13 protein-coding genes are annotated in these 14,084 nt (G+C 43.1%); 4 read left to right on the top strand and 9 right to left on the bottom strand.

Annotation, left to right across the window (positions count from 1 at the left end):
* Window positions 1–312: 312 nt before the first annotated feature.
* Complete coding sequence (locus tag V7K50_RS28205) at window positions 313–885, top strand: prolyl hydroxylase family protein (RefSeq protein WP_334965942.1); 573 nt, start codon at window positions 313–315, stop codon at window positions 883–885.
* A 179-nt stretch (window positions 886–1,064) separates the two neighbouring features.
* On the opposite strand, the gene V7K50_RS28200 is transcribed toward V7K50_RS28205, so the two are convergent.
* Together V7K50_RS28200 and V7K50_RS28195 are read right to left on the bottom strand one after the other, a co-directional pair.
* Entirely contained in the window at window positions 1,065–2,777 is a 1,713-nt protein-coding gene (locus tag V7K50_RS28200; RefSeq protein WP_334965940.1) for a diflavin flavoprotein, read from the bottom strand.
* A gap of 154 nt (window positions 2,778–2,931) precedes the next feature.
* Window positions 2,932–4,656, bottom strand: coding sequence for a diflavin flavoprotein (locus V7K50_RS28195; protein WP_334965938.1), 1,725 nt, complete (start codon window positions 4,654–4,656; stop codon window positions 2,932–2,934).
* 152 nt (window positions 4,657–4,808) lie between these two features.
* On the opposite strand from V7K50_RS28195, the gene V7K50_RS28190 reads away from it, so the two are divergent.
* Together V7K50_RS28190 and V7K50_RS28185 are read left to right on the top strand one after the other, a co-directional pair.
* On the top strand, window positions 4,809–5,630 hold the full coding sequence (locus tag V7K50_RS28190; RefSeq protein ID WP_334965936.1) for a pantothenate kinase: 822 nt from the start codon (window positions 4,809–4,811) through the stop codon (window positions 5,628–5,630).
* Window positions 5,631–5,837 (top strand): hypothetical protein, encoded by a 207-nt coding sequence (locus V7K50_RS28185; protein WP_334965934.1) that lies wholly within the window; start codon window positions 5,631–5,633, stop codon window positions 5,835–5,837.
* 489 nt (window positions 5,838–6,326) lie between these two features.
* Here the strand turns inward: V7K50_RS28185 and V7K50_RS28180 are convergent, their stop codons facing one another.
* Window positions 6,327–7,169, bottom strand: a complete 843-nt coding sequence (locus V7K50_RS28180) for an alpha/beta fold hydrolase (protein WP_334965932.1) — start codon at window positions 7,167–7,169, stop codon at window positions 6,327–6,329.
* A gap of 195 nt (window positions 7,170–7,364) precedes the next feature.
* On the bottom strand, window positions 7,365–7,859 hold the full coding sequence (locus V7K50_RS28175; RefSeq protein ID WP_334965930.1) for an NUDIX hydrolase: 495 nt from the start codon (window positions 7,857–7,859) through the stop codon (window positions 7,365–7,367).
* A gap of 633 nt (window positions 7,860–8,492) precedes the next feature.
* On the opposite strand from V7K50_RS28175, the gene V7K50_RS28170 reads away from it, so the two are divergent.
* On the top strand, window positions 8,493–8,660 hold the full coding sequence (locus V7K50_RS28170) for a hypothetical protein (RefSeq protein ID WP_012412073.1): 168 nt from the start codon (window positions 8,493–8,495) through the stop codon (window positions 8,658–8,660).
* A 294-nt stretch (window positions 8,661–8,954) separates the two neighbouring features.
* On the opposite strand, the gene argH is transcribed toward V7K50_RS28170, so the two are convergent.
* The 5 genes from argH to ispF form a co-directional block, all read right to left on the bottom strand.
* Window positions 8,955–10,352: an argininosuccinate lyase gene (argH, locus tag V7K50_RS28165; protein WP_334965928.1), complete on the bottom strand. Its 1,398-nt coding sequence runs from the start codon at window positions 10,350–10,352 to the stop codon at window positions 8,955–8,957.
* An 82-nt stretch (window positions 10,353–10,434) separates the two neighbouring features.
* Window positions 10,435–10,641 (bottom strand): hypothetical protein, encoded by a 207-nt coding sequence (locus V7K50_RS28160; protein WP_334965926.1) that lies wholly within the window; start codon window positions 10,639–10,641, stop codon window positions 10,435–10,437.
* 108 nt (window positions 10,642–10,749) lie between these two features.
* Window positions 10,750–11,538 (bottom strand): nickel pincer cofactor biosynthesis protein LarB, encoded by a 789-nt coding sequence (larB, locus tag V7K50_RS28155; protein WP_334965924.1) that lies wholly within the window; start codon window positions 11,536–11,538, stop codon window positions 10,750–10,752.
* 131 nt (window positions 11,539–11,669) lie between these two features.
* A complete protein-coding gene (locus V7K50_RS28150; protein ID WP_334965922.1) occupies window positions 11,670–13,451 on the bottom strand; it encodes an ABC transporter substrate-binding protein in 1,782 nt (593 codons plus the stop codon).
* A 60-nt stretch (window positions 13,452–13,511) separates the two neighbouring features.
* Window positions 13,512–13,997: a 2-C-methyl-D-erythritol 2,4-cyclodiphosphate synthase gene (ispF, locus tag V7K50_RS28145; RefSeq protein ID WP_334965920.1), complete on the bottom strand. Its 486-nt coding sequence runs from the start codon at window positions 13,995–13,997 to the stop codon at window positions 13,512–13,514.
* Between the last annotated feature and the right edge of the window lie 87 nt (window positions 13,998–14,084).

Genomic DNA, 14,084 nt, shown 5'->3' with positions numbered 1-14,084 from the left:
TAAGTAAGAAGGAAAAAAGAAAAATTGAAAGATTTATTTATCCGTCAATTAGTTCTTGACAGACTACTAGTAGTCTGTCACATGAATTGGTTATGAAAAATACACTATAACGGTTCTCGAATGGAAGCAATACGCTTTGACCTCACTTCCATTCCTCTCTCCTTATTAAAAGGAGAGAGACTTTGAATCTTACTCCCCTTCCCGCACTTCGTGCCGCTACGCGAACGTAGGGAAGGGGCTGGGGGTTAGGTCTGTATTGCAGTCAACACAGAAGCGCTATATCAGAAGGCTTAAATCTCAATCGGCTTAACCATGACCAAGAAAGATTTGCTTTGCAACCAAATTTTCACGCTAGAAAATATTCTTTCGCCAGCAGAATGTGCTGAGTACATTACTTTAACAGAGAACATTGGCTATGCAGATGCTCCTATTAGTACTCATCGAGGTTTTGAAATGCGTCCCGACATTCGGAATAATCAGCGCGTTATTCTGGATGACCGGGAGCGTGCTTTTGATTTATGGCAGCGTGTGTCAAATTATATCCCCAGCACTATTGGTAGATGGCATCCAGTTGGGCTGAATGAGCGTTTTCGTTTCTATCGCTACGATCCAGGCCAGAGGTTTGCACCTCACCATGATGGTGCTTATCGGCGACCTAACGGTGAGGAAAGCCTATTCACTTTCATGATTTATCTCAACGAAGGCTTTGAAGGCGGCGAAACCCGCTTTTATCTTCCTCGATACTACGAAGATTTATCTAATCTAGCTGTGCTTCCAGTAACAGGTATGGCTTTGTGTTTTGTCCACGAACTAGTACATGAGGGCGCTGCTATTATTCAGGGACGAAAGTACGTCTTGCGATCGGATGTTATGTACAGTCAATAGTCTAAAAAGTCATTAGGGACTGACAAATAAAAAAATACTCAACTACTTCTTGTGGGGTGGGCAACATGAGCGCCCTTGTATATGGGCGGGCGAGATGCCCACCCCAGAAGATTGGGTAATTTATTTGTTGGAAGTCCCTTAACCAGCAAAATAAACAAAATTTAACTTGGTAAATGGCTTTAATAATGAGTTGCCGACTTGCGATGATGCACGGCTGTAACGCCATCACTATCTAGCACTTTGCCACTCTCAACAGTTGCATAAACCAGCCAATGGTCGCCAGATTCCATCCGGTTTTGTACGGAACATTCGAGATATGCTAGGGCATCGGTAAGTATGGGAGAACCGCTTTCAGTTTCTTGGGCGCCGACATCAGCAAATCGGTCTTGTCCTGGGCCAAAAGGTTTGAGGAAGTGCTTCATCAATCCCAAATGATTCCCTTCTTTAAGAATATTGAGGACAAATTTGTTGCCTGTATGGGTCAGTGTTTCTACTGCACGGTCTTTAGCTACAGCTATGGTTAAACCAGGCGGATTAAAGCTGGCCTGAGCTACCCAAGAAGCTAACATGGCACTGGAGCGATCGCCTTCTTTGGCAGTGAGAACGCAAAGAGAACCCACAATCCGCCCAACTGCTTGTTCTACAGTAGTTGCAGGAAGACTTGGCAATCGCACTTTTCGGGCTTTTTTCAGTGCTTGGGCAAAGTCGGTTCCAGCTTCTTCACACAATTGTAAGGTGGCATCGTCGGGTTTGAATTTGACGCGGATGGTATCAAAACCAAACCGATAGCCAGCATCTTTTAATTTACTTTCAATTAAATCAACCGCTTCCCCACTCCAGCCAAAGGAACCAAAAGCACCAGCGAGTTTATTATTAGTAGCGGTGGATAGCACAATCCCTAAAGCTGTTTGTACAGGTGTGGGTGCATGACCGCCGAGGGTAGGTGAACCGATGATGAAACCAGCCGATTTTTCCACCGCCGCCCGGATTTCTTCTGGTTCGGTAAATTCACAGTTAATTGATTCTACAGCAACGCCAGCTTTTGTAATGCCACGAGCGATCGCTTGGGCTAATGTGGCTGTATTTCCATAAGCTGATGCATAAATCAACGCCACTGTCAACTCAGCAGATGTTTGCTGTTGACTCCATTCTCGGTAAGCTTTGGTAAGCTCGATTAAGCCATAGCGTACCAAAGGGCCGTGTCCAGTGGCATACATTCTCACAGGAAAATCAACAAGTTTATCCAGTGTTGTTTCAACTTGACGGGCGTGGGGAGCCATGAGGCAATCAAAATAATAGCGCCGATCCTCGTTATATACTTCCCAACCTTCATCAAATACCTGATCTCCACAAACATGGGCCCCAAATAACTTATCTGAGTACAAAACTTCTGTTTGCGGGTCGTAGGTGCAGAGTTGATCTGCATAGCGGGGATTGGGAGTAGGAATAAATTGTAAATTATGTCCGTTACCCAAATCTAGAGTTTCTTCCCCCCGCATCACAAGAATTTGCAAATCTGGATTTTCCAGCGCCCCCCGTAAATTTTTCGCCCCTGGATTAGAACAAACAAAGGTGATTTGCGGGGCAATTTCCAGCAAAGCTTTTAAAGTTGCAGCGCGGTTGGGGTTTACGTGTCCCAAAATTACATAATCCAAGTCTTCGAGATGGAAACGCTGCTGCAACGCTTCTAAATAAATTTCCGTAAACGTTTCCCCTGGAGGATCGATAATGGCGGTTTTATCGCTTTCGATTAAATAAGAATTAGCAGTTGTACCTTTAGCAAGAGCATATTCAATTTCAAATCTGAGCCTTGACCAACTGCGCGATCGCAGTATTCTTGTATCTGTAGCTATTGGATAAACTTGAACATCACGGGGTTTATTTTTTGACATGGCTTTATTGGGGATTTGGGATTTGGGACTGGGGATTGGGGACTGGGGACTGGGGACTGGGGACTGGTAAAGTTATTCCCAATATCTTAATATTCAATCTCCAATATCTAATTCCTAATACCTAATCCCCAATCACTAGTACCCAGTCCCTTCTTTAATAATGGTTTCCGACTTTGCGGTGATGCACAGCAGTCAAAGCTTCTGGCTTAGAAACCCGTCCGGCGTAGACTGTGCTGTATACTGCCCAATGATCGCCACAATCCATTCTACTCATGACTTCGCACTCCATATAGGCGAGGGCATCGTTGAGGATGGGGGCACCATTTTCGGCTGACTGAGTTCTCACGCCTTCAAAGCGATCAGCACCAGGGGCGAAACGTTTCAAAAAGTGCTTCATGAGTGGTTGGAAATTGCCTTCTTCTAAGATATTAAGAACAAAGCGATCGCCTACTTGCATGAGTGATTCAATTGCCCGATCTTTGGCGACTGCAATGGAAAATCCCAAGGGTTTAAAGCTAGCTTGAGCAACCCATGAGGCTAGCATAGCACTGGAAACATCGCCTTTTTTGGCAGTAATAATATACAGTCCGCCGCTAAGTCTGCCTAGTGCTTTATCTAAGTCAGCACCAATGGATTTCATGGCTTTGATAGTGCGATCGCGTGTTACCCATTGAGCTAAGTCTGTACCCGCTTCTTCACAAAGCTTGTAAGTATTTTCCGTAGGCGTTTGTTTAATCCGAATCGCTGGAAAAACTGTTGTCAAACCCAAATTGCGGAATTTACTCACTAAAGGATCTATCGGCTCGTCATCGCCACCACCGGTTTCAAATACGCCGATAGCTTGCTTTTCTTTAGCAGATCCTAAAACTGTGCTGAGTGCAGCTTGGATGCTCGCAGTCCCAGAAGCCGGAGGTAGACCAACGATTATTCCAGCACAGCGTCCAACTAGTTCCCGCAGTTCTTGTAAATCGACTTCCGATCCCAAATCGACAATTTCCACAGCGACACCAGTTTTACTGATACCATTGGCAATTGCTTGGGCGAGGCGATCGCTATATCCGTATTCGGAAACGTAAAATATGCCAATCACTGTCTCTGGTTTTGCTTGTGTTTGGCTCCAACTGCGGTAACGTCCAACTAATTCCTCAACATTGTGAGATAATAATGGCCCATGTCCTGTGGCAATCATGCCGATGGTTTTCAGTTCCGCCATCCGCTTCAGGGCAGACAAAACTGACCGTGCATTCGGTCCCATCAAACAATCGTAGTAGTAATGAAAGTCTTCTTCGATCGCCGGCAAGTCTTCATCAAAGGTGCTATCTGAGCAATAGTGCAGCCCAAAAGCGTCGCAGGTGTAGAGAATTTTGGTTTTGTGGTCGAAGCTGAAAATGGTATCTGGCCAATGTAAATTTGGGGCAATCACGAATTCAAATTCATGCTCATTGCCCAAATCTAAGCGATCGCCATTTTTCACAATCCGCCGTTTAAATGGCTGATGTACAAAATCCTCAAGAAACTGAATCGCCACTTTAGAACCGACAACAGTAATTTCTGGAGCCATTTGCAGCAAATCTTTAACTAAACCGCTATGGTCTGGCTCGGTATGACTGATAATCAAATAATCAATATCTGTTGGGTTGATTAGTCCGGTGAGCGTATCAAAATATAGTTGACGAAACTTTTCGTGAGAGGTATCAACTAAGGCAGTCTGCTCCCCACGGATGATAAACGAGTTATAAGTGGTACCGTTTTGCAGACCAAACTCAATATCGAAGCGATCGCGATCCCAATCCAAAGAGCGAATGGTCGTCGTCTCTTGAGCAATTTCCACAGTCTGTATGGTGAGCCGTTTTTCAGTTTTTTCGGTGAGTGCTACCATAACTCCCTCCTTGACACAATGAGTATTTCTTCCTCTTGTTTTATTGTTACACGGCTTGAATGTTAATTTTTATTAAAAAACCTATAGCTGACTTAAAAAAGTTAAAAATGTGAAACCGCAGAGGGATTAGCGAGATGAGGGAGATGAGGGAGATGAGGGAGATGGGGGAGATTTGGCTAGCTTTGGAAATTGGGAACTCTCGGCTACATTGGGCTTTATTTATTGGCGAAAAGCTTTACTCCGCTTGGGATACCGACCATCTACCTGAGTCTGTCATACAAGAGTTAGCTAAATGTCAAACCCTGGATCATTTACTACTGGCAATTTCTCCACCCCATCAGAAAATTAGGGGAGAAAATACTTCCTCATCCCCCTCATCCCCCCCTCCCCTCCTCCTCGCATCCGTAGTTCCCAGCGAAACTGCTATTTGGCAAAGTTATCCCAACATTCGCGTTATTACCTTAGACCAAATACCACTAAAAGGCGTGTATCCCACATTAGGAATTGACCGCGCTTTAGCTTTGTGGGGTGCGGGGAAAACGTGGGGTTTTCCAATGTTGGTGATTGATGCTGGGACAGCGCTGACTTTTACGGCTGCGGATGCTAATCAGTGTCTAGTTGGAGGTGCAATTCTGCCAGGAATAGGTTTGCAATTTGCAAGTCTCGGTCAACAAACAGGACAATTACCATTAGTAGAAATAGAAAATTTTCCGTCTTTACCACCACGTTTTGCACTTAATACTACAGACGCAATTCAAAGTGGAGTAATTTACACTTTAATAGCTGGGATCAAAGATTTTATTGAGGCGTGGTGGCATTTATTTCCTGATGGAAAGATTGCGATTAAAGGTGGCGATCGCACTTTATTAATTAACTATCTCCAAGCCTTATATCCTGAGATTGCAGCACGTTTGATTGTGGAACCAAATTTGATTTTTTGGGGAATGCGGGAAATTGTTATGGGTGATGAGTAAATGGAAAATACTGGGGCGATCGCAAAACAAGCAGACAGATTAAGGCACCGATGGAATAAGTTCTCTGAATTGGACGCAAAAGGGGATAATTCCTTAGAAAATGTAATAGAACTGATTGACGAATGGACGGCTGATGAATCGGGATATGATGAACAAACATACCCACAGATTGAGACAGGCTTGAATCAGAATCGGCTGTCACTATAAAAACTTATATGGGTAGAGCCATAACTTAAGAGGTTGTTTGAAAAGTCATGATTGATGTATCAAATATTTTTTACCCCACCCTAACCCTCCCCTTATAAAGGCTACGGTGTACACACATCTCTGTTCCAAATCAAAATCGTTAGAGATCCCCCTAAATCCACGCCACGTGCTTCAAGTCGGGGAACCCGCCCAACGCAGTGGCTCCCCTTAAAAAGGGGGACTTTGAATCTGGTTCCCCCCTTTTTTAAGGGGGGTTAGGGGGGATCTAAAGCTGTGGGGAAACTCTAAAAGACTTGTGTATAGACCGTAGCCTTATAAAGGGGAGGGAACTAGACTGTCTTGTTTCCCCCCTTTATAAGGGGGGATTAAGAAGGGTAATAATTCGATTAAAATCACAACCAGCCACTTTTCAAACAACCTCTAAAACACATATCACGGTTTGAGAGCCAAGGAATATGTGTATTGGATTGGCTGCAAACTCTGAACGAGCTAGTTTAATTCGTTCAAATTATGGCTTTTTAAGATAGTTTTAATAAACTCCCCAATCTCCATTGCTACAACCCCAGCACAAGATTCTGGTAAATCATTTCCAGCATGAGCAATGATTTTCAACTCGACTTTTGATATCAGTTGAGCATAAACCCGACTCTTGGCTAAAGCATCTGGTGTATCTTGGCCACCTTGTAAAATAAAAACTGGCACATCTATCATGTAAAGCCGCTTTTGCACTAATTCCGCCTCAATTTCTACTTGTCGCCGTTTGAAAAGTAACTGACAAGCTATGGGGTAACGCAGCAATTCCTGACGTAATTGCAAGTCCTGGGCAATTTTTTCATGCCAACCCAGGATTTTAGTTAAGGGAATTAGCGATCGCAACAATTTAACTATTAGTGGTGGATAATTCAATAATCGCCGCATCTTCCGGCAATACTCTTCAAGTCCAGCTATCTCTACACCCTCTGGTGCTAGCAGTACCACACCATCAACTTTCTCTGGATACTTTAAAGCATAACTAGCAGCAATCCAACCCCCAAGAGAATGCCCTACTAAATATACTTTTTCTACCTTGACAGCTTGCAAAAACTCAGCTAGACACTCAACTTGTAAATCTATCGAATGGTAGATATTCGGATTCTCTGATTCACCAAAGCCTAATAAATCAGGTGCAAAACAATGAAAATCTTGTGCAAGAGACTCCATCACAGATAACCATTCACTGCTCTCATTCCAAGCACCATGTAAAAAAATTATAGGAGTGTTTTCACCGACTTCACGCCAGAATAATAGCCCTTGAGAGAGCTTTCTTCGGGAGTTACGGAATAGTGTATCCATCTTAATTTAGTAGTTAACTTTTAGCATCATAATAAATAGTCATTAGTCATTAGTCATTATTAATTAGTTTTGGACAAATTACAAACAGAGAAGTGGGAGCCGTTCGTTTAGCGTCTCCTTGGCGCAGCCTCTCATAGAGAAGAGGGCTTCCTTAAATCATAACTTTGGCGGCAAAGGACTAATGACTAAATATTGTTATGCCAATGTTGTCAAGCCATTTAAGTAATCTTGCAACTGCCGAGTATGGTCGTGAGACATCTTTTCTGAAGGTAGCAAACTGGGAGAGAAAGCTTGGATTTCCATAACTTCTAAAGTATCCTTAGTTTCCATTGTCCCATGTACATCGGCTTCAACCACAATACAAATTGAATGGATTCTGGGATCGCGGTCTGGTGCAGAGTAAACTCCTACCAAACGGTTAATTTTCAGCAATTCTAGCCCGGTTTCCTCCATCAACTCCCGGCGAACTGTATTGGGAATATCTTCTCCCCAATCCACTATCCCTCCAGGCAATCCCCAAAGACCATTGTCGCGCCGCCGGATTAGCACTATCCGGCCATCGGGTAAAATTGGAATGATACTAGTGCCAGTAATGGGATGACGAAATATGATACCCAATACTGTTTGTCCAATACGCCATAAGTTACGTGTGGACTCGACAGCTGCCGGAAAAAAAGCAATAACGTTCAATCTTCAAAATTTATGTGTTGTATTCTATGGTTCCCTACCACTTACATAGACTCAACTAATAAAATTTTTGTTGAGTTTTGTTTTATACAAAAAATGCTTGTGGGTTGAGATTTTATTCTCACGATTTACGTAGAATATTATTGATTCTAACATCAAGTTTCAACAGAAGCACTGTACTTATATATACATAAAATTTGTTAAATCAGAAGACTTTTCAGTTTATAACTAACATTAGCCTTGCCCAAACCAGCTATCAATAATAGTTTTTCAGCACATATTCAAGAAATTAATCTGAATAATAAGTTGAGATCCAGAATTCACAATTGAAAATTAAGCGGGGTTTGAGACCGCCACGTAGTTCTTGAGAATATTGATTAGTTTGTTCCAATAACAACAACTAGTTAGCTAACTTATACCTACTTTGACAGATTTGAATCTAACACAAGGTATTTTTGGTCAGGGATAATTCTAAATTTTATTGACAGAACAAGGTTGAATGCGGTAGACTAGTACACTGTTTAAAGCGTATTTATTGCTGCACTAGGCTACAAGTATATCAATAACATTGGTAGCTGATATTGCCTACGTGATGCCTAGTTGTTAGTTTTTTTGTTGTTTATTAACGAGGTGAACATGGCCAAGCGCCGTAACCCGAAAAAAGAAAAGGCGCTACGGAACCAGGCGTATGCCAGAAAGTTTCGTAAACGGACTACGACAGGAAGAATGCAGAGAAGGTTCCAACAAAGACCACCAAAGAGTGAAGAAGAAGAAGGCGCAGCAACAGCAGCTGACACTGACTAAGCTGCTTGCCTAAATCTTTGTTATTTTGATTATTTAGTTTTTAGGGCGCACATTTTTTGTACGCCCTTATTTATTGTTGGGCATTGGGCATTGGGCATTGTTTATTACCGAAAAAATGGGTTTAGAGCTACGTGCTTCACGCAATGCTTTAAAGTAATGAGTAATAAGTAATAAGTAATAAGTAATAAGTGAATATTCTTACTCATTACTCATTACTCATTACTTATTACTCCAGAATCACCGTGGCTTCAATCCGGTGAGGATGTCAACTCTCCAGTCCCCAGTCCCCAGTCCCTAGTCCCCAGTCCCCACTGCAATTTGAGCGCGGGCGGCTATGAGTGCTTTGTTTACCTGTACAAAGCCAGTACCACCGTAACTGTTGCGGGCTGACACAACTTGACGGGGGGATATGGCCTCATAAATGTCTGCTGCAAATGCCGGATGTAGTTCTTGCCACTCTGACAATTTCAAATCTTTCAGGAGTTTACCTGCGGCAATACTAGTTTTTACTACTTTACCTACGAGATTATACGCTTCCCGGAAAGGAACACCTCGTGCTGCCAGATAATCTGCTACATCGGTAGCATTAGAAAAATCTTCTGTCACTGCTTGAGCCAAGCGCTGGGTACGAAATTCCAAACCTTCTCTGAGCAAAATCGTCATCGCTTCTAGCGAGGCTTTGACTGTCTTAACGCTATCAAATAAACCTTCTTTATCTTCTTGTAAGTCTTTGTTATATGCCAGGGGTAGCCCCTTCATAATCACTAACATTGCCTGGAGATGACCGAATACCCGCCCCGTTTTGCCCCGCACCAATTCTGGTACATCGGGGTTTTTCTTTTGGGGCATGATGCTGGAACCTGTCGCACAGCTATCTTTGAGGGTGACAAAGCGGAATTCTTCTGATGACCAAAGAATAACTTCTTCTGCAAGACGGCTGAGGTGAACCATGATCAAGCTAGCAGCACACAAGAATTCGATCGCAAAATCGCGATCGCTCACTCCATCGAGACTGTTAGCATAAATATCGTCAAAGTTCAACAGTTTGGCTGTGTAGTGGCGATCGATGGGGAAAGTTGTTCCCGCTAAAGCACCACACCCCAAAGGTGAAATATTCACACGCCGAGAAACATCTCCTAAGCGTTCCCAGTCGCGCTGCGCCATTTGAAAGTATGCCAAGAGGTGGTGAGCTAAACTCAGGGGTTGGGCGCGTTGGAGGTGTGTATAGCCAGGAATTAGGGTTTCAACGTGCTTTTCAGCTATATCCAGTAAAACACCTTGAAATTCTCGCAATTCGCTTTTGATTTGTTGAATTTGGTCGCGGAGGTAGAGTCTAGTGTCGGTGCCAACTTGGTCATTCCGCGATCGCGCCGTATGCAGCTTTTTACCCACATCGCCGACAATTTCCGTCAATCGCCCTTCAACTGCAAAATGCACATCTTCAGCATCGACGCCGGGCTGAAATTTTCCCTGGCGGTACTCTTGGCGAATCTGTTCTAAACCTGCAACCAGTTTCTCTCCTTCTTCTGGGGAGATGATGCCCGTGTGAGCAAGCATTTTGGCATGAGCTTGAGAACCAGTCAGGTCATATTCGATTAATTCAATATCAAAACCGATACTGGCATTAAAACGCGCGATCGCTGGATGCAATGCTGATTCAAATCGCTGGCTCCAAGTTTCTTCTTTGGTCATAAATTATCAGGGGAGGGGCATCAATTTTGGATTTTAGATTTTGGATTTTGGATTAATCTAAAATCCAAAATCTAAAATTTCTTTAACCGTAGCTAGTTAGATTCCGAATCATATAGCCAATGACTAAACCAATCAACAATGCCCACACTTGACCTGTTTGTATAAAGTGGTTCCAAGCTTTTTCAATCTGACCCAAAACGTTTGGATCAGTAATCGTTTGTGCTAGTGCTGTCAAATTTACAGGCAAATGCCAAAATAACTGAGGGATTAAATCGCTGTAGTGGCTCATATTTGATGCTTAAGAAGTAAAGGGTGGCAAATTTCAGCATCAGTCTATTTTTGACATTAAATACTGATAGTGTACTGAAATATTGGATATAACTCTTAATGTCTTAACTCAAGATACAGCCGATGCCAACCGCAATTTCTCGGCAGTTCGCAAAATTTGCCCCGCCAAAACTGCTGCACCAAAACCATTATCGATATTTACTACACCTACTCCCGCAGCACAAGAGTTAAGCATTGTCAACAAAGGTGCTAAACCGCCAAAACTTGCGCCATAACCGATGCTGGTAGGTACGGCAATTACCGGACAACTCGCTAAACCAGCGACAACGCTGGGTAAAGCGCCTTCCATCCCCGCCACGACAATCAACACCGATGCTGACTCAATCACGTGGCGATTACTTAATAAGCGGTGAATCCCCGCAACGCCAACATCCCAGAGGCGCTGTACCCGGAAACCAGAAAGTTCAGCAGTGACAGCCGCTTCTTCAGCAACGGGTAAATCGGCAGTACCAGCAGAAAGAATGCCAATTTCACCCGCAAATTGTGGTTCGATGGTAGGGGGAGCGATCGCACAAATTCGCGCCGATTGGTAATATCGCAACCCACTAACTTTTGATTGCAGTACGGCATAAACTGCTGGTTCAATGCGAGTCGCCATCACCACCGGGTTGCGGAGGCGCATCACCTCCATAATTTGAGCAATTTGATCGGGAGTTTTACCTGGTCCCCAAATCACCTCTGGGAAACCAGTTCTTAGCTGGCGATGGTGGTCGATTTTGGCAAACTCACCTACAGATTGATAAGCTAAGTCTTTGAGTGATTCTACTGCGGTATCTGGGGTAACTTTACCATTGGCAACCGCTTCGAGGAGCGATCGCAAAGTTTTTTCATCAGTCATTGGTAATTAACCCTTTATCTTTTGTGATTTATTCAGTCGTCCAATCCCCAATCCCCAATCCCCAATCCCCAATCCCCAATCCCCAATCCCCAATCCCCAATCCCCAATCCCCAATCCCCAATCCCCAATCCTTAATCGGTTACTTTGATTTGTTCAATATTCCAGAAAGCACCGCCAAGGGCAGAGAATTTAATGCCTTCAAAACGATTACGTACTGCTGACATTGAATAAGGATTAACCAGATAAATAAAAGGTAAATTTTCTTGGGTAATCCTCTGTGTTTCGGCATAAAGTGCTTTAACTTTAGCTTCATCTAATTCTCGTGCAGCTTGAATGTAGAGCTTCCCTATTTCCGTTTCCCAAGGAGCGACCTCCCAACCCTGAATCGGCTTTTGTCCTGCTTGGGGTTTCTGATTAAACATGTGCAATCCGCCTTCGGGTGCCCAGACATTAGCACCATCATTCGGTTCTAATCCACCGGTCAGACCCATCAAAGAAGCTTCCCAATCCAAAGAGTTAGAAATTTTGTCAGTAAAAGTATTCCATGCTAACGGCGTGAAATCAACTTGAATGCCGATTTTGCTCAAGTCTTGTTTAATCTGCGCTCCCATTGCCTCACGGATTTTATTTCCAGCATTGGTAAGTAAAGAGAAACGAACGCGATTACCCTGAGCATCTACTAACTGATTGTTGTTGTACTTAAATCCTGCTTTTAGTAGTAATTCCTTCGCTTTTTGCTGATTGTAATCGTAAACTTTTAACCCTTCTTTAGGGGAAATATAATATGGGCTTTGCACAGAAATCGGCGAATCTTGTGGTACACCCAAGCCACGGAAAGTGTTATTAATCATCGTTTGGCGGTCAATTGCATAAGCTACAGCCTGCCGAAATTGTACATTATTAAACCACTGAGACTTAACCGGATCGAGCAATGGTTTTCCGTCTCTTTTACCTTTGTTGAGATTGAACCAAACAAATGATGTACTGGATGTTGGTCCACCATTATAAATGTTGAAATTACCCTGTTTCTCTTGCACTTTTAGCAAAGAAAAGTAATCTGGTGACACTCCGACAGTATCTAACCCGCCAGAACGAAATTGCAGCAATGAGGTATCTGTTGATTCCACAATTTCCCAAATTACCCGCTCAATATAAGGCTGGGAATTGCCTTGAGTATCCTTGCGCCAGTAGTAGGGGTTACGCTGGAAGACCACACGCTGACTCGTGTCGTAGCGCTCTATTTTGTAAGGACCATTGACAATAATTTGGTTTGGAGGAGTATCAACGCCCCATTTTGTTAGAAAGGTCGGATGCCCATTTTGATCTTTTGTTTTTACCGATTCTTGCAATATATGGGCGGGCAAAATTGGCGAACCCGTACTCAGTAGGAAAGGTCTAAAGGGTTCCGGTACGCTAAACTCAACCCGACGTTCATCTACTTTTCTGACAGTAGGCAATTTCCGACTTTCACCAATCCGCAGTGAGTCTCTAACATCAGTAGGAATCGCTTCGTTTAAGTAAATATCGTTGTAGGTAAACACCACATCATCTACTGTTAGTGGCTGACCATCAGACCATTTCAAACCTTCGCGTAGGGTAAAAACAATCTTTAATTTATCATCGGAAATTTGCCAAGATTCTGCTAATGCTGGCTCGACTTTAGCAGTTATCGGGTTTTGGGTAATTAACCCTTCATAAATTAGAGGAAAAACATTTGGAGATTCCTGACTCAGAGGGTAGTTAAAGGTTTTGGGATCGCTGAGAATGCTACTTACTAATTGCGGCACTTTAGCTGCTGGGCTTTTAAAGTTAGCTGGGTTGCAGGAGGTAAGTATAAGTGCTGTTGCTGAAGTCAGAATTATTGGCAACCAAAAATGTTTAATTGCCAGAAATCTTTTTCTGAAAAATTTCATAATTTCAAATTTATTCCATCCTAATCAGTCTTCTATATCTTGCTCAGAGGCTAAAAAAAATTACTCGAAAGCGACTAGCAAGACGACAGCATAAGCACAGATACCTTCTTCTCGTCCAACGGGGCCTAATTTTTCGTTGGTGGTAGCTTTGATGCCAATTTGATTTGGTTCTAATTCTAAAACCGCCGCTAATTTGTCGCGCATATTGTGAATATGCGGCTTTAATTTTGGACGTTCTGCTACTACCACCGAGTCAATATTTCCGATTTGCCACCCTTGATCCCGAATCAGTTGATGTACTTGAGCTAATAGTACTAAACTATCTGCTCCCGCCCATTGAGAGTCACTAGGCGGAAAATAATGACCAATATCACCCAAGGATAATGCCCCAAGCATGGCATCCATAATCGCGTGGGTCAGCACATCAGCGTCACTGTGCCCCAATAAACCGAGTTCATGGGGAATTTTAATTCCACCTAAAATTAAAGCGCGATCGCTTACTAGTTGATGAATATCGTAGCCGTTACCAATACGAATTTTAGTCATTAGTCATTAGTCATTAGTCATTAGTCATTAGTCATTAGTCATTAGTCATTAGTCATTAGTCATTAGTCATTAGTCATTAGTCATTAG

The organism is Nostoc sp. (assembly GCF_036917135.1).
In the GTDB taxonomy this organism is placed as follows: Bacteria; Cyanobacteriota; Cyanobacteriia; order Cyanobacteriales; family Nostocaceae; genus Nostoc.
The sequence above is the reverse complement of the archived record's forward strand: the minus strand, read 5'-3'. Positions and strand labels throughout refer to the sequence as shown.

Excerpts from the sequence above, each read along its gene's own strand:
- V7K50_RS28150 (WP_334965922.1), bottom strand. The coding sequence starts at position 13,451 with ATGAAATTTTTCAGAAAAAGATTTCTGGCAATTAAACATTTTTGGTTG.
- V7K50_RS28200 (WP_334965940.1), bottom strand. The coding sequence starts at position 2,777 with ATGTCAAAAAATAAACCCCGTGATGTTCAAGTTTATCCAATAGCTACA.
- argH (WP_334965928.1), bottom strand. The coding sequence starts at position 10,352 with ATGACCAAAGAAGAAACTTGGAGCCAGCGATTTGAATCAGCATTGCAT.
- V7K50_RS28195 (WP_334965938.1), bottom strand. The coding sequence starts at position 4,656 with ATGGTAGCACTCACCGAAAAAACTGAAAAACGGCTCACCATACAGACT.
- larB (WP_334965924.1), bottom strand. The coding sequence starts at position 11,538 with ATGACTGATGAAAAAACTTTGCGATCGCTCCTCGAAGCGGTTGCCAAT.
- V7K50_RS28170 (WP_012412073.1), top strand. The coding sequence starts at position 8,493 with ATGGCCAAGCGCCGTAACCCGAAAAAAGAAAAGGCGCTACGGAACCAG.
- V7K50_RS28180 (WP_334965932.1), bottom strand. The coding sequence starts at position 7,169 with ATGGATACACTATTCCGTAACTCCCGAAGAAAGCTCTCTCAAGGGCTA.
- V7K50_RS28205 (WP_334965942.1), top strand. The coding sequence starts at position 313 with ATGACCAAGAAAGATTTGCTTTGCAACCAAATTTTCACGCTAGAAAAT.
- V7K50_RS28185 (WP_334965934.1), top strand. The coding sequence starts at position 5,631 with ATGGAAAATACTGGGGCGATCGCAAAACAAGCAGACAGATTAAGGCAC.
- ispF (WP_334965920.1), bottom strand. The coding sequence starts at position 13,997 with ATGACTAAAATTCGTATTGGTAACGGCTACGATATTCATCAACTAGTA.
- V7K50_RS28190 (WP_334965936.1), top strand. The coding sequence starts at position 4,809 with ATGAGGGAGATGGGGGAGATTTGGCTAGCTTTGGAAATTGGGAACTCT.
- V7K50_RS28160 (WP_334965926.1), bottom strand. The coding sequence starts at position 10,641 with ATGAGCCACTACAGCGATTTAATCCCTCAGTTATTTTGGCATTTGCCT.